Origin of the sequence: Cronobacter sp. HA18003 (assembly GCF_011605905.1) — a bacterium.
Lineage (GTDB): Bacteria > Pseudomonadota > Gammaproteobacteria > Enterobacterales > Enterobacteriaceae > Cronobacter > Cronobacter sakazakii.
In genome coordinates this window covers 135,531-153,513 of sequence record NZ_JAANQO010000027.1, presented here as the reverse complement: position 1 = coordinate 153,513, position 17,983 = coordinate 135,531, and the positions used below count along the sequence as shown (strand labels likewise).

20 protein-coding genes are annotated in these 17,983 nt (G+C 53.1%); 14 read left to right on the top strand and 6 right to left on the bottom strand.

Features of this window, described 5'->3' with window-relative positions; translation table 11 throughout:
* Together G6041_RS20215 and G6041_RS20210 are read left to right on the top strand one after the other, a co-directional pair.
* Positions 1 to 548 (top strand): HAD-IC family P-type ATPase (locus G6041_RS20215; RefSeq protein WP_166501291.1); only part of this gene is annotated, 548 nt, incomplete at its 5' end.
* Positions 549 to 588: 40 nt separating this feature from the next.
* Complete coding sequence (locus G6041_RS20210) at positions 589 to 786, top strand: DUF2933 domain-containing protein (protein ID WP_000843494.1); 198 nt, start codon at positions 589 to 591, stop codon at positions 784 to 786.
* 33 nt (positions 787 to 819) lie between these two features.
* On the opposite strand, the gene G6041_RS20205 is transcribed toward G6041_RS20210, so the two are convergent.
* Positions 820 to 1,557 (bottom strand): peptidoglycan DD-metalloendopeptidase family protein, encoded by a 738-nt coding sequence (locus tag G6041_RS20205; RefSeq protein WP_041460665.1) that lies wholly within the window; start codon positions 1,555 to 1,557, stop codon positions 820 to 822.
* A gap of 288 nt (positions 1,558 to 1,845) precedes the next feature.
* The gene (locus tag G6041_RS20200; RefSeq protein WP_001023257.1) at positions 1,846 to 2,295 is read right to left on the bottom strand and encodes a copper resistance protein; all 450 of its coding nucleotides are present in this window, start codon (positions 2,293 to 2,295) and stop codon (positions 1,846 to 1,848) included.
* A 234-nt stretch (positions 2,296 to 2,529) separates the two neighbouring features.
* Here G6041_RS20200 and pcoA point away from each other — a divergent pair, with 234 nt between their 5' ends.
* From pcoA to pcoE, 7 genes are all read left to right on the top strand, one after another.
* Positions 2,530 to 4,347, top strand: coding sequence for a multicopper oxidase PcoA (gene pcoA / locus G6041_RS20195; protein ID WP_000925240.1), 1,818 nt, complete (start codon positions 2,530 to 2,532; stop codon positions 4,345 to 4,347).
* Positions 4,348 to 4,352: 5 nt separating this feature from the next.
* Positions 4,353 to 5,243 (top strand): copper resistance outer membrane transporter PcoB, encoded by an 891-nt coding sequence (gene pcoB / locus G6041_RS20190; protein ID WP_001378118.1) that lies wholly within the window; start codon positions 4,353 to 4,355, stop codon positions 5,241 to 5,243.
* Between the two features lie 39 nt (positions 5,244 to 5,282).
* Positions 5,283 to 5,663 carry a copper resistance system metallochaperone PcoC gene (pcoC, locus tag G6041_RS20185; RefSeq protein ID WP_000025662.1) on the top strand — a complete coding sequence of 127 codons (381 nt, stop codon included), beginning with the start codon at positions 5,283 to 5,285 and terminating at the stop codon, positions 5,661 to 5,663.
* 55 nt (positions 5,664 to 5,718) lie between these two features.
* Entirely contained in the window at positions 5,719 to 6,597 is an 879-nt protein-coding gene (pcoD, locus tag G6041_RS20180; RefSeq protein ID WP_306460292.1) for a copper resistance inner membrane protein PcoD, read from the top strand.
* A 54-nt stretch (positions 6,598 to 6,651) separates the two neighbouring features.
* Positions 6,652 to 7,332 (top strand): copper response regulator transcription factor PcoR, encoded by a 681-nt coding sequence (gene pcoR, locus G6041_RS20175; protein ID WP_001188930.1) that lies wholly within the window; start codon positions 6,652 to 6,654, stop codon positions 7,330 to 7,332.
* Entirely contained in the window at positions 7,329 to 8,729 is a 1,401-nt protein-coding gene (gene pcoS, locus G6041_RS20170) for a copper resistance membrane spanning protein PcoS (RefSeq protein WP_001211180.1), read from the top strand. The genes pcoR and pcoS overlap by 4 nt, the downstream gene beginning before the upstream one ends.
* Positions 8,730 to 8,946: 217 nt before the next feature.
* Positions 8,947 to 9,381, top strand: a complete 435-nt coding sequence (pcoE, locus tag G6041_RS20165) for a copper resistance system metallochaperone PcoE (RefSeq protein ID WP_000723069.1) — start codon at positions 8,947 to 8,949, stop codon at positions 9,379 to 9,381.
* Positions 9,382 to 9,850: 469 nt separating this feature from the next.
* Here the strand turns inward: pcoE and G6041_RS20160 are convergent, their stop codons facing one another.
* Positions 9,851 to 11,266, bottom strand: a complete 1,416-nt coding sequence (locus G6041_RS20160; protein WP_012126340.1) for a glutamine synthetase family protein — start codon at positions 11,264 to 11,266, stop codon at positions 9,851 to 9,853.
* Between the two features lie 294 nt (positions 11,267 to 11,560).
* On the opposite strand from G6041_RS20160, the gene G6041_RS20155 reads away from it, so the two are divergent.
* A complete protein-coding gene (locus G6041_RS20155; RefSeq protein WP_012126341.1) occupies positions 11,561 to 12,073 on the top strand; it encodes an NlpC/P60 family protein in 513 nt (170 codons plus the stop codon).
* 4 nt (positions 12,074 to 12,077) lie between these two features.
* On the opposite strand, the gene G6041_RS20150 is transcribed toward G6041_RS20155, so the two are convergent.
* The gene (locus tag G6041_RS20150) at positions 12,078 to 13,142 is read right to left on the bottom strand and encodes an AI-2E family transporter (RefSeq protein ID WP_014727870.1); all 1,065 of its coding nucleotides are present in this window, start codon (positions 13,140 to 13,142) and stop codon (positions 12,078 to 12,080) included.
* 147 nt (positions 13,143 to 13,289) lie between these two features.
* On the opposite strand from G6041_RS20150, the gene G6041_RS20145 reads away from it, so the two are divergent.
* Positions 13,290 to 14,480 (top strand): MFS transporter, encoded by a 1,191-nt coding sequence (locus tag G6041_RS20145; protein ID WP_012126342.1) that lies wholly within the window; start codon positions 13,290 to 13,292, stop codon positions 14,478 to 14,480.
* Between the two features lie 38 nt (positions 14,481 to 14,518).
* On the opposite strand, the gene G6041_RS20140 is transcribed toward G6041_RS20145, so the two are convergent.
* Positions 14,519 to 15,076 (bottom strand): DcrB family lipoprotein, encoded by a 558-nt coding sequence (locus tag G6041_RS20140; RefSeq protein ID WP_004386825.1) that lies wholly within the window; start codon positions 15,074 to 15,076, stop codon positions 14,519 to 14,521.
* 73 nt (positions 15,077 to 15,149) lie between these two features.
* Positions 15,150 to 15,803: a 7-cyano-7-deazaguanine/7-aminomethyl-7-deazaguanine transporter gene (locus tag G6041_RS20135; RefSeq protein WP_166491681.1), complete on the bottom strand. Its 654-nt coding sequence runs from the start codon at positions 15,801 to 15,803 to the stop codon at positions 15,150 to 15,152.
* A 205-nt stretch (positions 15,804 to 16,008) separates the two neighbouring features.
* Here G6041_RS20135 and tusA point away from each other — a divergent pair, with 205 nt between their 5' ends.
* From tusA to G6041_RS20120, 3 genes are all read left to right on the top strand, one after another.
* Positions 16,009 to 16,254 (top strand): sulfurtransferase TusA, encoded by a 246-nt coding sequence (gene tusA / locus G6041_RS20130; protein WP_004386827.1) that lies wholly within the window; start codon positions 16,009 to 16,011, stop codon positions 16,252 to 16,254.
* Between the two features lie 187 nt (positions 16,255 to 16,441).
* Positions 16,442 to 17,425, top strand: a complete 984-nt coding sequence (locus G6041_RS20125; RefSeq protein ID WP_007871738.1) for a TRAP transporter substrate-binding protein — start codon at positions 16,442 to 16,444, stop codon at positions 17,423 to 17,425.
* A gap of 48 nt (positions 17,426 to 17,473) precedes the next feature.
* Positions 17,474 to 17,983: a TRAP transporter small permease gene (locus G6041_RS20120; protein WP_007899938.1), complete on the top strand. Its 510-nt coding sequence runs from the start codon at positions 17,474 to 17,476 to the stop codon at positions 17,981 to 17,983.

Genomic DNA, 17,983 nt, shown 5'->3' with positions numbered 1-17,983 from the left:
CAACCACGCCGGATGCGCTTAAAGCTTTGCGTCAGGCGGGGATCCGCATCGTTATGCTCACCGGGGATAACCAGCTTACTGCTGAAGCAGTCGCACGGAAACTGGGAATAGATGAGGTTGAAGCCGGAATTCTGCCGGATGGCAAAAAAGCAGTGATAACCCGACTGAAAGAGTCTGGCCATGTGGTTGCGATGGCCGGAGACGGTGTGAATGATGCCCCGGCGCTGGCAGCGGCTGACGTGGGTATAGCCATGGGAACGGGTACAGATGTGGCAATTGAAAGTGCCGGAGTCACCCTTCTCAAAGGCGACTTGATGATACTGAACAGGGCCCGTCATCTGTCAGAGATCACCATGAAAAATATCCGTCAGAATCTGTTTTTTGCATTTATCTACAACGCACTTGGCGTGCCTGTGGCTGCAGGTCTGCTTTATCCTGTGTATGGAATACTGCTGTCGCCAGTTATTGCGGCGGCGGCCATGGCTCTTTCCTCCGTCAGCGTCATTGTGAATGCGTTGCGTCTGAAAAGTGTCAGGCTCGGGAAATAACACTGAGTGAAGGGTCAGTTACGAACAGAAGGAGTCCAGTATGAAAAGTACCACCTATGCGCTTATTGCTGTCGCCGCGATCGCGGCATTTGCCCTCCTGCGCGAACACTGGTCACATGTGGCAGGTTACTGGCCATATCTGTTATTGCTGGTCTGCCCGCTAATGCATCTTTTCCACGGCCACGGAGGGCATGGAGATCATCAACATCACGGAAGTGAAAACGATAAAAAAAATTAATCCGGCAGACGGGGCCGCGTCGCGGTCCCGTTATCAGTCCAGGTATCGTTCGTAGTCTCTGGCATGCGCAAAGGCATGCTGTTCGAGTTTGTTATCAGCGGGTGCCGCTGCCCGGAACGCCAGAGAGTTAACAGGGTTGTTATTGATGACCAGCTCGTAATGCAGATGAGGACCGGATGAACGTCCGCTGTTACCGGATAACGCAATAGCACCTCCCCGTGTAACCCTGGCCCCTTTAGTAACGAGTATTTTATTGAGGTGGAGATAGCGAGTTTTAACACCGGCTTTTCCCGTTACTTCAACAAAATATCCCATGGTACTGTTGTATTCGGCCCGGGTGATTTTTCCGTCGATGACGCTGACTATTTTCGTGTTCATGGGCATGGAATAATCAATGCCATTATGGGGACTCACTTTTCCCGATACCGGGTTAAGTCTTGCAGGATTGAAAGGCGAACTGAGTCTTGCTGTGGCCGGTAACGGATAATCGAGACTGCCTTTCCCGGAAGTATCGGAAAGGTTATAGAACTTTTTATCTGATATACGATACGCCGTGTAATTAAATGAACCGGACGTAAATTTATAGGCCACGACACGTGATTTTCCCGCTTTCTTTTGCAGTACGAGTTTTAATGATTCATTTTTTTCCAAATGCCGCAGATTAAACCGGGAAGGCAAGGAGCGCTGAAGAGTAGCGATCTCGTTCGATTCCAGCCCCGAGCGGGTGGCTGAAAGGTAGGCATTTTCTTTTACGACATCGGTAGAATACATTTACTGGAATTCGCCGTTAGCATGAACACTGCGGCGTATGCTAGGGGTTTTCAGGAGGCGTGTCATCTGTCAGTTAATCGGGAGCACCGTTGATGGTCGTCATTTTTGTAACATATCTTGTTTCCCGTTTGCTCCTGAAGCTCTGGGAACTGTATGACCAGCCCGACGGTGATGATTAACGGGACTGAAACAGGTTACGGCAGAGCAATATGGGGCTCATGTCCTGCTACGTAACCCGTCAGTAAAGCCCTGCTGCGCACCTGACGCTAAGCACTAACCCGCCTGCAGTTACCTGGTCGAATACAGCCCGCGAAGCTTTCTTGCCTGCGTCTGATGTGCTTCCGCACCGGCATTATTGACCTGCTCATGCACGAGAGCGGCTTTTTCTCCGGCATTCAGTTCGTTAAAAGAAGAAGACGAGGTCTTTGAATTTGCATCACTGCCGGACAGCATTTTTTTATGTTCCTCAATCATTTTCTGATGCGCATAGGACGCGCTGTTGTTCATAAATGAATGAGCAACAATGGCCCTTTCATGTTCATTCATTTCAGAGAATGAGGGTGTGTTGTTTTTATTAACCCTGTCCGGTAAGTTTTCATGCGTCGAGGAATTCACATGACTGACGGCTGAGGCATTATTAACAAATCGATGTGCTTCATGGGCAATATCACTGGACTGAGCAAAAGCTGCCCCACAAAATAAAGCTGTAAACGCAGTGGTCGTGATTAATATATTCATGTGTAATTACCTTCTGAGGTACATAAAAGATGTCCTTATGATCATATATAAAAATAATCAACCTGTGGGGAAGATGACGTAAATGTAATACAGCTATGTACATTACACGATTGTAATGAATTTGTTTCTTAAGGTGTGCTAGATTCATTTCATTGTAAGTGGATGAACCAGTAATTTAATTTAAATCGGTTCTCGAATTCTGTCAGTAACCATACTTTAAATAAGGGAATGCGCATGCTGTTGAAAACGTCTCGACGAACTTTCCTGAAGGGGTTAACCCTCTCTGGCGTAGCCGGAAGTCTTGGCGTATGGAGTTTCAATGCGCGTTCCAGTCTGAGCCTGCCAGTTGCCGCATCCCTGCAGGGTACTCAGTTTGACCTGACCATTGGTGAAACGGCCGTCAATATCACGGGCAGTGAGCGTCAGGCCAAAACAATCAATGGAGGCCTGCCGGGGCCCGTTCTTCGCTGGAAAGAAGGTGACACCATTACCCTGAAGGTCAAAAACCGTCTTAATGAACAGACGTCCATTCACTGGCACGGCATTATTCTTCCGGCCAATATGGATGGTGTTCCGGGGCTGAGTTTTATGGGCATAGAGCCTGATGATACCTACGTTTACACCTTTAAGGTTAAGCAGAACGGGACTTACTGGTACCACAGCCATTCCGGTCTGCAGGAACAGGAGGGGGTATACGGTGCCATTATCATCGATGCCGGGGAGCCAGAACCGTTTACTTACGATCGTGAGCATGTGGTCATGTTGTCTGACTGGACCGATGAAAATCCTCACAGCCTGCTGAAAAAATTAAAAAAACAGTCGGATTACTACAATTTCAATAAACCAACCGTTGGCTCTTTTTTCCGCGACGTGAATACCAGGGGGCTGTCAGCCACCATTGCCGATCGGAAAATGTGGGCTGAAATGAAAATGAATCCGACTGACCTCGCGGATGTCAGTGGCTACACCTACACCTATCTCATGAACGGGCAGGCCCCGCTGAAAAACTGGACCGGACTGTTCCGTCCCGGTGAAAAGATACGCTTACGGTTTATCAACGGCTCGGCAATGACCTATTTCGATATCCGTATCCCCGGGCTGAAAATGACGGTCGTGGCTGCAGATGGCCAGTATGTAAACCCGGTTACCGTTGACGAATTCAGGATTGCCGTTGCCGAAACCTATGATGTCATTGTGGAGCCTCAGGGTGAGGCCTATACCATCTTCGCACAATCCATGGACAGGACCGGTTACGCTCGAGGGACACTGGCCACGAGAGAGGGGTTAAGTGCTGCCGTTCCCCCCCTCGATCCCCGTCCTCTGTTGACCATGGAAGATATGGGTATGGGGGGAATGGGACATGATATGGCAGGAATGGACCACAGCCAGATGGGAGGCATGGATAACAGCGGAGAGATGATGTCTATGGACGGTGCTGACCTTCCGGATAGCGGGACATCCTCCGCGCCCATGGATCACAGCAGCATGGCCGGTATGGATCATTCCCGGATGGCCGGAATGCCGGGTATGCAAAGTCATCCTGCGTCAGAAACGGATAACCCACTGGTTGATATGCAGGCGATGAGCGTCTCTCCGAAATTAAATGATCCGGGTATTGGTCTTCGAAATAACGGAAGAAAGGTTCTCACGTACGCGGATTTGAAAAGCCGCTTTGAGGATCCTGACGGACGTGAACCTGGCCGTACCATAGAACTGCATTTAACCGGCCACATGGAAAAGTTTGCCTGGTCATTTAACGGAATCAAGTTTTCAGATGCCGCACCGGTGCTGCTGAAATACGGTGAGCGGCTCAGGATCACGCTGATCAACGATACCATGATGACTCACCCCATTCACCTGCATGGTATGTGGAGCGATCTGGAAGATGAAAACGGTAATTTCATGGTTCGTAAACACACAATAGATGTTCCCCCTGGTACAAAACGCAGTTACAGAGTGACAGCAGATGCGCTTGGCCGCTGGGCGTATCACTGCCATTTGCTCTATCACATGGAAATGGGAATGTTTCGTGAAGTCCGGGTGGAGGAATGATGCGAATGAAGAGAAATTTGAAGGCCATACCTGTTCTGGTCGCCGGTTTGTTTACCTCACAGCTTTCTATTGCGGCGGGCTCCGTCTCTGCAGATCCCCACGCCGGGCACGACATGTCTGCCATGCAGATGCCAGCAGATGAGAATTTCACTGAGATGACGTCAATGGAGCCCATTGTAACTGAGAGCAGAACGCCAATTCCGCCTGTTACCGATGCCGACCGGAAGGCTGCATTCGGCAATTTACAGGGGCATGCGATTCACGACAGTGCGATTAATTATCTGGTTCTGCTGGATCAACTGGAATGGCAACGGTCGGATAACACCAACAATTTCAGCTGGAGTGTTAACAGCTGGATTGGAGGCGACACAGATCGGATTTGGCTAAAGAGTGAAGGTGAACGAAGCAATGGGGAAACGGAGGCGGCTGAAGCGCAGTTACTCTGGGGACATGCGGTTGGCCCATGGTGGGATTTGGTTGCGGGTGTCAGGCAGGATTTCAGACCTGCTTCTGCCCGGACCTGGGCTGCTGTCGGTTTTCAGGGGCTGGCACTCTATAATTTTGAGTCTGAAATTACGGGTTTTGTCAGTAATGGCGGAAAAGCAGCCCTTCGTCTGGGAGGAGAATACGACGTTTTACTGACTAACCGGCTCATACTCCAGCCATCCTATGAGGTGAATTTCTACAGTCAGGATGATGAATCGCGGGGTCGCGGCAGGGGACTGACTGACACAGAGCTGGGGCTCCGGCTGCGCTATGAAATACGCCGTGAGTTTGCACCCTATATAGGCGTTTCCTGGAATCAACTTTACGGGAAAACATCCGATATGGCGAAAAGAGAAGGTGAGAAAGACCATCAGGTAGTATTCCTGGCGGGAGCCAGAATCTGGTTTTAACGCACTGATATAAAACACTCAACTAAACAGGTAAATAAAATGTCGATTTTAAATAAAGCCATTCTTACAGGTGGCCTCGTTATGGGCGTTGCTTTCTCTGCTATGGCCCATCCGGAATTAAAAAGCTCTGTGCCACAGGCTGATTCAGCCGTAGCGGCCCCGGAAAAGATTCAGCTTAATTTCTCGGAAAATCTGACCGTGAAATTCTCAGGTGCAAAATTAACGATGACGGGTATGAAAGGCATGTCATCACATTCTCCGATGCCGGTCGCGGCAAAAGTGGCGCCAGGCGCTGACCCTAAATCGATGGTCATTATTCCGCGAGAGCCTTTACCCGCTGGCACTTATCGTGTTGACTGGCGCGCGGTTTCTTCAGATACGCACCCTATTACCGGTAATTACACCTTTACAGTGAAGTAATATTATGAACGACCTGATTATGATTGTTATTCGTTTTCTTCTTTATCTGGATTTGATGGTAATATTTGGATTGCCATTTTTTCAGATATATGGAATAAGCGGTGTCAGACATGAAACCTATAACCTGACTAATTTCAGGTCGTTTATAACTTTTGCTGTTGTTACAGGCATCATTCTTACTGGCATTAATATGCTCCTGGTATCTAATGCCATGAGTGGAGTAACTGACCTCAGAGAATTATCCATCCATGTTATCGAGATGGTGATAGAAGAAACTGATGTGGGTATTAGCTGGATTGTCAGGCTCTGTGCCCTGTTTACCACACTCGGTGCTTTGTTCCTTTACACTAATAAGAGAGTATTGTCCTGCCTGCTGATGACGATGAGTGGGGGCGTGGCGCTGGCTACACTTGCCTGGGGAGGACACGCCGTTATGCATGACGGTCTGCATTACTATCTCCATTTACTGAGCGATCTGACCCATCTCGGCGCTGCAGGTGCCTGGACAGGTGCTCTGGTTGCATTTGCTATCCTGCTGATGCGCAGAAACGAGCATAATGCACAGAGCGTCATTGTGATATCTGACTCCCTGGCAAAATTTGCCACGGCAGGAACGGTGATTGTTGTAGCCCTGATCCTGAGTGCGCTGGTCAACTATCTGTATATTGCTGAGGGTAACTTAACTCCCTTATTCAACAGTTCCTGGGGGAGGATATTGCTTGCCAAGACGGCTCTGTTTGTTCTGATGCTTCTTCTGGCTGCAGCAAACCGGTTTCACCTGGGTCGCCGGCTTGAAGTTATGGTCAGGGAAGGGAATTATGATCGCAGCGTTGCCCTGATGCGAAACAGCATCCTGACAGAATTCGTTGTTGCGATTATCATTCTGGGCGCCGTAGCGTGGCTCGGAATGCTTGCTCCGTCTCAGGTCAGCTAGGGGACAGCCAAAGCTCATGCGTGAGATTTTTACTTTCATATCAGCGAGTTGACCATGCAGCGTATTTTAATCGTTGAAGACGAACAAAAAACAGGTCGTTACCTGCAGCAGGGACTGGTTGAGGAAGGCTATCAGGCCGATCTCTTTAATAATGGCCGCGATGGTCTCGGGGCCGCGTCGAAGGGACAGTATGATTTGATAATACTGGACGTGATGCTGCCTTTCCTCGACGGGTGGCAAATCATCAGCGCACTGAGGGAGTCCGGGCACGAAGAACCGGTCCTGTTTTTAACCGCAAAGGACAACGTGCGGGACAAAGTGAAAGGACTGGAGCTTGGCGCAGATGACTACCTGATTAAGCCCTTTGATTTTACGGAGCTGGTTGCACGTGTAAGAACCCTACTGCGCCGGGCACGCTCGCAGGCCGCAACAGTCTGCACCATCGCCGATATGACCGTTGATATGGTGCGCCGGACCGTGATCCGTTCGGGGAAGAAGATCCATCTCACCGGTAAAGAATACGTTCTGCTTGAGTTGCTGCTGCAACGCACCGGAGAAGTGTTACCCAGGAGTCTTATCTCGTCCCTGGTCTGGAACATGAATTTTGACAGTGATACGAATGTGATTGATGTCGCCGTGAGACGTCTGAGAAGTAAAATTGATGATGACTTTGAGCCAAAACTGATCCATACCGTTCGCGGTGCCGGATATGTCCTGGAGATCAGAGAAGAGTGAGGTTCAAAATTTCCCTGACCACACGCCTGAGCCTGATTTTTTCTGCGGTGATGCTTACGGTATGGTGGTTATCAAGTTTTATCCTGATTAGCACCCTTAATGGCTATTTCGATAATCAGGACCGCGATTTTCTGACAGGTAAACTTCAGCTCACCGAAGAGTTTCTTAAAACAGAGACGTTCAGGAACAAAACGGATATTAAGTCATTATCAGAAAAAATAAACGATGCGATGGTGGGGCACAATGGCTTATTCATTTCTATAAAAAACATGGAAAATGAAAAAATTGTTGAACTCTATGCCAAAAATTCTGTTGTTCCAGCGGTCCTGCTTAATAAGTCGGGTGATATTCTCGACTATATGATCCAGACGGAAGAAAATAACACCGTGTACCGCAGTATCTCGCGGCGGGTTGCCGTGACGCCGGAACAGGGTAAAAGCAAACATGTCATCATTACGGTTGCCACGGATACTGGGTATCACACCCTGTTTATGGACAAACTCAGTACCTGGCTGTTCTGGTTCAATATCGGTCTGGTCTTTATTTCTGTTTTTCTGGGCTGGCTGACCACACGTATTGGTCTGAAACCGCTACGGGAAATGACCAGTCTGGCTTCCTCCATGACCGTACACAGCCTGGATCAGCGTCTAAATCCCGATCTGGCTCCGCCGGAAATCTCTGAGACCATGCAGGAGTTCAATAATATGTTTGATCGCCTGGAGGGGGCATTCCGGAAACTGTCAGATTTCTCGTCTGACATCGCGCATGAGCTGCGCACACCAGTCAGTAATCTGATGATGCAGACGCAGTTTGCACTGGCTAAGGAAAGGGATGTTTCGCATTACCGCGAAATTTTATTCGCTAACCTGGAAGAACTGAAAAGGTTGTCACGAATGACCAGTGACATGCTTTTTCTGGCACGTTCAGAGCATGGTCTGCTGCGGCTGGATAAACATGATGTGGATCTGGCAGCCGAACTGAATGAATTACGTGAGTTGTTCGAGCCCCTGGCAGACGAAACAGGAAAGACAATCACGGTTGAAGGAGAGGGCGTTGTTGCCGGAGACAGCGATATGCTCCGACGTGCTTTCAGTAACCTGCTTTCCAATGCAATCAAGTATTCTCCCGATAACACCTGTACAGCGATACACCTTGAGCGTGACAGTGACTGTGTGAACGTGATGATTACGAATACGATGTCCGGCCAGGTTCCCGCTAATCTGGAACGTTTGTTTGACCGGTTCTATCGCGCAGACTCATCAAGGTTCTACAACACGGAAGGCGCGGGGCTGGGATTATCAATTACAAGGTCGATCATTCATGCTCACGGCGGCGAGCTGTCAGCAGAACAGCAGGGGCGTGAAATTGTGTTCAAAGTGCGCCTGTTAATGGATTAATCCCGTTGTTCAGGAGAAACCTGGAAGGTGACAAAATTGTCATCATTCAGTCACGCGATAAACAGAGGCGGTTTTTTATAATTATTCATAAATCAGGAGCAGCGTGATAACACAATCACCTGGTTCCTGGAGTGATGATTAACCCGCCCTGAGATCAACTGCTTTCTCTGTTATAAGCCATTGATTGTTTGGGTATGTAAACACCGGAGACCCAACCATGAAAAAGATTCTCGTATCATTTGTTGCCATTATGGCTGCCGCTTCATCTGCCATGGCTGCAGAGACAATGAACATGCATGACCAGGTAAATAATGCACAGGCACCTGCCCACCAGATGCAGTCATCTGCTGAAAAAAGTGCAATTCAGGGAGACAGCATGACAATGATGGATATGAGCAGTCACGATCAGGCCGCAATGTCCCATGACATGATGCAAAACAGCAATTCTGCTGCCCACCAGGACATGGCTGAAATGCATAAAAAAATGATGAAAGCTAAACCCGGAGCTACCAACGAAACAGCAAAGTCATTTTCTGAAATGAGCGAGCATGAGAAGGCCGCAGCTGTACATGAGAAGGCGAATAATGGTCAGTCTTCCGTTGTTCACCAGCAGCAGGCTGATAAGCATCGCAGTCAGATCACCCAGAATTAACCCGCAGCTCCACTTGTTAGACCCTCATTTGACGCCGAAGTCACTGGCTTACGCTCCCGTCCGGGAGCGTTTTTTTTCCCATATATCAAACTTTAACTCTGAAGAGGTGGAAGTATCTGACCAACACTGTCACGTAACGCCAGATAACTACAAAAACACCTTTTTCCTCCTGTAAATTGCAGTTCCTGCAAGAACATCAAGGCATAATGTTGGAACAGCGTGTGATACACACTTAGCATCATGTTTTGTATGTGTTTTTTTAAAACTTTACAACTTTAAAGTCTTTTTCAGGTTAAAGGATACAACTTTAATGTCTCTACACAGCTGAATAACGCCTCAGCAGAGAGTCCGGGGCGTGAAAACCCCGGATGTCGCGCAGGGCTTGCGCCTGCGCATCGGCACCGTGCGGTACGCCGCGGGGGCTGAATATCATGACGAAGCGAGACAGGATTCGCCTCTTTTCACGTGACTAGTGGGGATGGGCGCGTTTTTCCGCGTCGGTGACTTCACTTTCAAACCGGGCCAGCTCCTGGCGTTTACAGGCAAGCCAGGCGTCGCTGAACGGCGCGCCCAGTTGTTCCTGTAACCACTTCGCCTCCTGAAAACGCGCCAGCGCGTCCGGCCAGAAGAGCGGCAGGGCGGGCAGCTCCGCGCTTGCGCCTGGTTCGGGCAGCGTTAACGGACGATCAAGGCCATAGAGAATGCCTGCGAGCGCCGCTGCCGCCACGAGATACGGGTTGGCGTCGGCGCTCGCGAGCCGGTATTCGATGCGCTGACGCGCGGGATCCGCGCAGGGCAGGCGCAGTGCCGCCGAGCGATCGTTGTAACCCCACGATGAAAACAGCGGTTCGTTCAGGCTCTTTCGCAGCCGCCGGAAGGCGTTGGCGCCAGGCGTGACCAGCGCGACGCTTGCGGGCATCAGCGCCAGCAGGCCGCTCAGACTGCGGCGCATCATCACGTTCGGGTTTCCCGCGTCACTGGCGAACAGATTATTGCCCTGCGCGTCGTTCAGGCTGATATGAATGTGCAGGCCGCTGCCGGCCAGTGCTGCTCGCGGTTTGGCCATAAAGCTTGCCCGGTAGCCCTGTTTTTCCGCCACCTGATGCACCAGCCGTCGCGCCGCCAGCACCCGATCGCACATCTCCACCACGCGCGGGGTGTGCGGAAAATTGAGTTCGAACTGGCCCGCTTGCGCTTCCGCCACGATACCGCAAAGCGGTAATCCCTGACGCCGCGCCTCGGTTTCCATCGCCTCCAGCAGCGCGCTGTCGCGCTCTGGCATGTCAATATCAAAGCAGCGTGATGACGGCGGCGCGCCGTCTACGGCCTGCAAATAAAACTCCACTTCCGGGGCTATTACCGGGTAGAGGCCGCGCGCGTGAAACTGCGCCAGAAGGCGCTCCAGCACAACGCGCGGCTCCAGCGCGCAGCCTGCGCCGTCCGGCTCCTGCATGGCGAGCAGCAACTGGGCGTGATGCGCTGGATCGCTTGCACAAGGGCGCAGCGTGCCGCTGACCGGCAGGCAGAGCCTGTCCGGCTCGCGCTGCGCGAGGGCGCTTTCAACAACGTGCCCTTCCATATCCATGGCGTAGACCGACAGCGGAAAATAGCAGCCCTGGGCGAGCGAGCGCAGGCTCTCAGCGCTGATGCGCTTGCCGCGCCGACAGCCGTTCAGATCGTGCAGATAAATATCGACATGGCGGGTATGCGGATATTCCCGCAGGTAAGCATCGGCTTCCTGGCGAAAGGACATAAGTGCGCCCTGCGACGTGCCCGCCAGCATCCAGGTATTCAGCAATGTAGAAAACATAATCGGTTCCTGACCAGAAGGCGCTGCGGTCGGGCTCGGGGTTTTAAACCAGGGAGTGAGTGCAAAGGAGAACATAGGTCACGCTTCTTGTGGGCCGCTCGGGCGATGGTCAAAGGCTAGCGCTTTACGGCTGTCGCCGGCGTAAAAATCCCGTAAAAAGAAAGGGCTGGCGTATAAAAATGGCGTTTATTCGGTGTGGGATGAAGGGGTTATGACGGTCAATGAAAGAGGAGTAACAAACGAATGTAGTGAGAGTCGATAGTCTGTTTTATCGCCAGTCGTTAACGTTGCGGCCTGTCAGAGGAAGCACATACGGAGCGCACTTCCTGACCGGGTAAGGAGTCACAACACGAGACGGTAACGATCGCGATGCGTTTTTTATTAATGATACTTTTTTATTGTACCTCACTGCTTGCAGCCCCGGCGTTCAGCGCCGTACTGCCTGCGTCCTGGCATTATCACGATGATGATAATGACTATTCCTGGCACCTCACAGAGACGGCACCGCCGCACCCGCTGCTTAAACGCGCGTTGTTAAATCGCTATATCAGCTGGAAAGGCACCCGCTATCACTTTGGCGGTACGACGCGCCACGGCGTTGATTGCTCAGCGCTGATGCAGCATCTTTTTGCCGAATCGGTGAGCGTGTCGCTGCCGCGCACCACCTTGCAGCAACTTAAAAAGGGCACAGCGGTAAGAAAAACGGCGCTGCAACCGGGCGATCTGGTGTTTTTCAGCACCGGCCCGCAACAGCGCCATGTGGGAGTGTATATCGGCGATAATCAGTTTATTCACGCCTCGAAAGAGAAAGGCGTGACCATCTCCAGCCTCACTAACGAATACTGGCGCGCGCGTTATCTCGCCGCGCGCCGCGTAGTGTAATGGCCTACCCCGGCAGCCGGGTTTTCGGACGGCCCGGGCCAAGCAGCACGGCGAGCTTACTGCCGCCGTGCGTGGTTTCCATCCAGATCTTACAGACGCTGGTGAGCGGCACCGACAACAGCATGCCGACCGGCCCAAGTAACCACCCCCAGAACAGCAGCGAGAGGAACACCACCATCGTGGACATCCCGAGGCGGTGGCCCATCATACGTGGCTCGACGATATTGCCCAGAATCATATGCACCAGCGAGAACAGCACCCCCACCATCACCACTTCATACACGCCATTAAACAGCAGTGCCTGGATCATGGGCGGGATTGCCGAGAGCACCGCGCCGATATTGGGAATGTAGTTGAGCAGAAATCCGAGCACGCCCCACATCAGCGCGAACTGGATATCGAGCAGCGTCAGGCCGAGCCAGATGATCACGCCGGTCCACAGGCTGATGAGCGTTTTCAGCGCCAGATAGTGGCTGACGCCTTTTAACGCGCGGTGCAGCCCGGCGATATGCAGTTGGGGATTTGAGAGCGCAAAGCGCAGCTTATAAGGCACGTGTCGCACTTCGAACAGCATAAAAACGACTGTCATCACCAGCAGCACGACGCTTGCCATCGCGCCGGAAAGCTGCGTCATCAGCGTCGTGGCGAAGGTCATCATTTTGTCGGAATCCATGCGTTGCAGCATACGCTCCGGCGAAAGATGCAGGTGCATAAACGGCACCATTTCCTGAAGATGCAGCAGTTTTCGCGTCAGTTCCTTATTATATTTTGGCATTAACGCGACAAATTCATTAAACGACGCCGCCAGCACGCCCAGCAGCAGCGTCAGGCCTATCAGCATCACAAACACGACGATAGTAATCGCGACAGGGCGGCGAAAACCGCGGCGCATAAACCAGGTCACCAGCGGGTTGAGCACAATCGCCAGAAACAGCGCCAGCAGAAGCGGAACAATCATATCCGCGGCGGCGTGAATACCGGCCAGAATAATCACCAGCGCCGCCAGCTTTTGCAGCATATGCAGGCCGACTTTATCTTGTTGGGGTTGGGGTCGTTGTGGACCAATCATAACCAATTCCTTTGATGAGGGCTTTCTTAGTGTAGTGTGCAATGGGCATTGCGCCGCAGGGAGGAAGTCTGAAACGCGGGCGTTTCCGTTGAAGGAAATTTCAGGTTTATACTGACGCTACCGCTGTTGCCAAAAAAGTGAAATGTCATGCCGGATGTAAGCGCCGAACCCGCATTAAGCGGCTTACGGCTGAACCTGAAAATCGTCTCCATCGTTATCTTCAATTTCGCTACCTTTCTGACCATCGGCCTGCCGCTCGCGGTACTGCCGGGCTATGTTCATGATGTGATGGGGTTTAGCCCGTTCTGGGCGGGGCTGGTTATCAGCCTTCAGTATATCGCCACGCTGATAAGCCGTCCTCATGCGGGGCGCTATGCCGATCTCTGGGGGCCGAAAACCGTGGTGATCGTCGGGATGTCCGGCTGTCTGCTGAGCGGCGCGAGCTATTTTCTGGCGTGGTGGGGGGCCGGCGCGCCGCTGGTGTCGCTGGCGCTGCTGTGTCTCGGGCGCGTAGTGCTGGGCTTTGGGCAAAGCTGTGCGGGAACCGGCTCGACGCTCTGGGGCGTCGGCGTGGTCGGCTCGACGCACATCGGTAAAGTGATCTCCTGGAACGGCGTGGTCACCTACGGCGCGATGGCCGTGGGCGCGCCGCTCGGTGCGCTGCTGTACCGCCAGGGCGGCCTGCCGCTGGTGGCGGGCGTCATTATGGGCGTTGCGCTGCTTGGCATTGTGTTAGCGCTGCCGCGCCCGGCCGTGAAGGCGAGCAAGGGAAAACCGCTGCCGTTTCGCGCGGTGCTCGGCAAGGTCTGGCCGTTCGGCATGGCGCTGGCGCTCACCACTTCCGGCTTTGGGGTGATCGCCACGTTTATTACGCTGTTCTATCAGGCGAAAGGCTGGGACGGCGCGGCGTTCGCTCTGACGCTCTTCAGCGGCGCGTTTGTCGGCACACGCTTGTTATTCCCTAACGCGATTAACCGGCTGGGCGGGATTAACGTGACGCTTATCTGCGGCGTGGTGGAAACGGTCGGGTTGCTGATGGTTGGGCTGGCGGTGGAGCCGTGGATGGCGAAAGCGGGGACGTTTCTTGCAGGCGCAGGGTTCTCGCTGGTTTTCCCGGCGCTTGGCGTCGTGGCGGTGAAAGCGGTGCCCCAGAGCAATCAGGGCGCGGCGCTCGCCACTTATACGCTGTTTATGGATCTGTCTCTTGGGATAACCGGCCCGGCGGCGGGCGTGCTGATGGCCTGGGCGGGCGTACCGGCGATTTATCTGGCGGCGGCGGGGCTGGTGCTGCTCGCCATTCTCTTAAGCGTACAGCTAAAAAAACGGCCCGCCCCGTAAAGGGCAGGCCGCGTTTTAAGCGTCATTTTTACTGCGGATTACTTCACCACGATGGTGTTGATGATGTTCTCTGCGGTGCTCTGCGCCTGCTGCTGGTTATCGGCAGGCAGCGTGATTTGCAGGGTCAGCAGTTTGTCATCGACATTGCCCAGCACCACGGAGGAGTAAGCGGTCTGGCCTTTGGCAGAGATGACGGTGTCGAGCTGCTGCATCTTCTGGCCTTTGATTTCAATCGCTTTATTGGTCACGACCTGCAGTTGCGGGTCGCGGGCGCGCTGCTGATCTTCCAGACGCTTCGCCAGCACTTCCAGCGATTCCTGGCTTTTCTCGCCGACGATAACGATCACGGCTTTCTGGCCGGTCTGGTCAGAGTAGACGTGCATATTGTTCGCCTGGGTGCCTACTTTACCGCTCTGATCGGTCATATCCGACGGCAGGGAGAAGCTGAGTTTACCGTCCAGCAGGCTGACCGGCTGGCCGGAAGCTTCGCTCTGTGAGGCACCGGCGCTGGCCGGCGCGTTGCTGTCTTTGTTATCGCAGGCGGCAAGCCCCATCACCAGCAGGCCAATACCGACATATTTCACCAGATTGCGCATTCACTTATTCCTTTACAAGAGACGGTCAACACGACCCATCCCTGCATCTTAACACAAGAAATTCCGTGAACCTTTAACCGCGCTGCAGCACGTGGAAATCGGATTTATCCGCCAGCTTTTTCAACAGCACGCCATACATCGGCAGGAAGAACACCAGGCTGATAAGCACCTTGAAGGTGTAGTCCACCAGCGCGATTTCCATCCAGTGTTCGGCCATGAACGGGTCCGGGCTGCGCCAGAAGGCGATAAAGAAGAACGACAGCGTATCGCTGACGTTGCCGAGCAGCAGCGACGCGCCCGGCGCCAGCCACCAGTGCGGGCTTTGGCGCAGGCGGTTAAACACATGCACGTCGAGGATCTGCCCGAGCGCATAGGCCATAAAGCTGGCGGTCGCGATGCGCGCGACGAACAGATTGAAGTGCGACAGCGCGTCAAACCCCTGCCAGCTCCCCATATAAAACAGCGAGGAGATCACGTAGGAGACCAGCAGCGCAGGCACCATCACGGCGAAAATAATGCGACGAGCCAGCGGCGCGCCAAAAATGCGCACGGTCAGATCGGTGGCAAGGAAAATAAACGGAAAGCTAAACGCGCCCCAGGTGGTATGAAAACCAAAAATGGAGACGGGCAGCTGCACCAGATAGTTGCTGGAGGTGATCACCAGCAAATGAAACAACGAAAGCCAGACGAGCGCGTTGCGGCGCTGGCCAGGAGTAAAGGGCGTCATATTGTGACCTTTTTGTTAGTTGGGGTGAGGGAACCCAGTTCATCTTCATGCTAAGGCAGACGCAGCGCGTTTGCGCAAAAGCCGCCGCATAATACTGCTTTGTCTCGCCAATGCAATGGTTAATTTTAACGCAATCGTTCACATGAGTTGCGTCACAAAAAACGGGGGGTAAACTAGGGCGGTTTTTGACAACGCCGAGAGAAGCATGACCGATCTGTTCGCCAACCCTGACCACACCCTGGACGCCCTCGGGCTGCGCTGCCCTGAGCCGGTGATGATGGTGCGTAAAACCGTGCGTAATATGCAGCCCGGCGAAACGCTGCTGATTGTTGCCGATGATCCGGCGACGACGCGCGATATTCCTGGATTCTGCCGCTTTATGGAGCACGAGCTGGTGGCCTCGCAAACCGAAACGCTGCCGTATCGTTATCTGCTGCGTAAAAATCAATAATCCCTGCCGTAAGCCGCGCGCATGCGGCTTTCTGAACTCACGTCACATTCTTTTTAAACCCTTGTTTCAAAGTTGTTGCTTTTGTGAGGCGCTTCACCCTGCCTTTACAGGACGTCGTCTAGTTTATAACCGACAAATCAAAACACCGTTTTATAACTAGCCTGTCCTTATCCTCTGGAGCGACCCGATGAAAAAGCGATTTATCCCGGCGCTGGCCGGTCTTTGCCTCTCCACCGCGTCACTGCTGTTTGCGCCCGCTCTCCATGCGCAAGTGATTAAAGCGGCCGATGTTCACCCGCAGGGCTACCCGAACGTCGTCGCCGTGCAAAACATGGGTGAAAAGTTAAAACAACAAACCAACGGCGAGCTGGAAATTAAAACCTTTCCGGGCGGCGTGCTGGGCGATGAAAAGCAGATGATAGAGCAGGCGCAGATGGGTGCTATTGACATGATCCGCGTTTCAATGGCACCGGTTGCCGCGATTTTGCCGGAGATCGAAGTGTTTACGCTGCCGTATGTGTTTCGTGACGAAGACCATATGCACAAAGTCATCGATGGCGATATCGGCAAGCAAATCGGTGACAAACTCACCAGTAACCCGAAATCGCGGCTGGTCTTTTTAGGCTGGATGGACTCCGGCACCCGCAACTTAATCACCAAAAATCCGGTCGTGAAGCCGGACGATCTCAAGGGCATGAAAATTCGCGTACAGGGTAGCCCGGTCGCTATCGGCACGCTGAAAGCGATGGGCGCGAACGCCGTGGCGATGGGCGTGAGTGAAGTTTACAGCGGCCTGCAAACCGGCGTTATCGACGGCGCGGAAAATAACCCGCCGACCTATATCGCGCATAACTACCTGCCGGTCGCGAAGCACTACACCCTGAGCGGCCACTTCATCATCCCCGAAATGCTGCTCTACTCGAAAGTGAAATGGGACAAGCTCAAGCCCGAGCAGCAACAGAAAATCCTGACGCTCGCCCGCGAGGCGCAAATGGAACAGCGTGAGCTGTGGAATGCCTATAACAAACAGGCGCTCGACAAAATGAAAGCGGGCGGCGTGCAGTTCCACGACATCGATAAAGCGTTTTTCGTTAACGCGACCGCGCCGGTGCGCGACCAGTATGGCGCGAAGCATCAGGATCTGATGAAAGCCATCGCCGACGTCAAATAATGTCTAACGCCGGGCTGGCCCCGGCACCTCATCCGCTGCGGAGTGTTTATGTCCCGATTCTTTCTGGTCTGGATGGATCGCCTGTATCTGCTCGCCATGATGGTGGCCGGGTTCGCGCTGTTGATTATGACGGTCGTGATCCCGATAGGGATTTTCTCGCGTTACGTGCTCAACCGGGGTGAGTCCTGGCCTGAGCCCGTCGCCATTATCTGTATGGTGACGTTTACCTTTATCGGCGCGGCGGTGGGCTACCGCGCAGGCTCGCATATTGCGGTGAACATGCTGACCGATCGCCTGCCGCCGTTTGCGCAGCGGGTCTGCGCGCGCGTGGTCGATCTGCTGATGCTCATCATCTCCGTGGTGATGTTTTACTACAGCGCCCTGTTGTGTATGGAGCTGTGGGAACAGCCCGTCGCGGAATTTCCGGTGCTTACATCAGGAGAAAGTTATCTGCCGCTGCCCATCGGCTCGGCGGTGATGATTCTGTTCGTCATCGAGCGGCTGCTGTGGGGCTCTCAGGAGAACCGCCCGGTCGTGCTCATTGGCAACCATAGCTAG

Coding starts and splice junctions, on each gene's coding strand:
- G6041_RS20210 (WP_000843494.1), top strand. CDS start 589: ATGAAAAGTACCACCTATGCGCTTATTGCTGTCGCCGCGATCGCGGCA.
- G6041_RS20205 (WP_041460665.1), bottom strand. CDS start 1,557: ATGTATTCTACCGATGTCGTAAAAGAAAATGCCTACCTTTCAGCCACC.
- G6041_RS20200 (WP_001023257.1), bottom strand. CDS start 2,295: ATGAATATATTAATCACGACCACTGCGTTTACAGCTTTATTTTGTGGG.
- pcoA (WP_000925240.1), top strand. CDS start 2,530: ATGCTGTTGAAAACGTCTCGACGAACTTTCCTGAAGGGGTTAACCCTC.
- pcoB (WP_001378118.1), top strand. CDS start 4,353: ATGAAGAGAAATTTGAAGGCCATACCTGTTCTGGTCGCCGGTTTGTTT.
- pcoC (WP_000025662.1), top strand. CDS start 5,283: ATGTCGATTTTAAATAAAGCCATTCTTACAGGTGGCCTCGTTATGGGC.
- pcoD (WP_306460292.1), top strand. CDS start 5,719: ATGGTAATATTTGGATTGCCATTTTTTCAGATATATGGAATAAGCGGT.
- pcoR (WP_001188930.1), top strand. CDS start 6,652: ATGCAGCGTATTTTAATCGTTGAAGACGAACAAAAAACAGGTCGTTAC.
- pcoE (WP_000723069.1), top strand. CDS start 8,947: ATGAAAAAGATTCTCGTATCATTTGTTGCCATTATGGCTGCCGCTTCA.
- G6041_RS20160 (WP_012126340.1), bottom strand. CDS start 11,266: ATGTTCTCCTTTGCACTCACTCCCTGGTTTAAAACCCCGAGCCCGACC.
- G6041_RS20155 (WP_012126341.1), top strand. CDS start 11,561: ATGCGTTTTTTATTAATGATACTTTTTTATTGTACCTCACTGCTTGCA.
- G6041_RS20150 (WP_014727870.1), bottom strand. CDS start 13,142: ATGATTGGTCCACAACGACCCCAACCCCAACAAGATAAAGTCGGCCTG.
- G6041_RS20145 (WP_012126342.1), top strand. CDS start 13,290: ATGCCGGATGTAAGCGCCGAACCCGCATTAAGCGGCTTACGGCTGAAC.
- G6041_RS20140 (WP_004386825.1), bottom strand. CDS start 15,076: ATGCGCAATCTGGTGAAATATGTCGGTATTGGCCTGCTGGTGATGGGG.
- G6041_RS20135 (WP_166491681.1), bottom strand. CDS start 15,803: ATGACGCCCTTTACTCCTGGCCAGCGCCGCAACGCGCTCGTCTGGCTT.
- tusA (WP_004386827.1), top strand. CDS start 16,009: ATGACCGATCTGTTCGCCAACCCTGACCACACCCTGGACGCCCTCGGG.
- G6041_RS20125 (WP_007871738.1), top strand. CDS start 16,442: ATGAAAAAGCGATTTATCCCGGCGCTGGCCGGTCTTTGCCTCTCCACC.
- G6041_RS20120 (WP_007899938.1), top strand. CDS start 17,474: ATGTCCCGATTCTTTCTGGTCTGGATGGATCGCCTGTATCTGCTCGCC.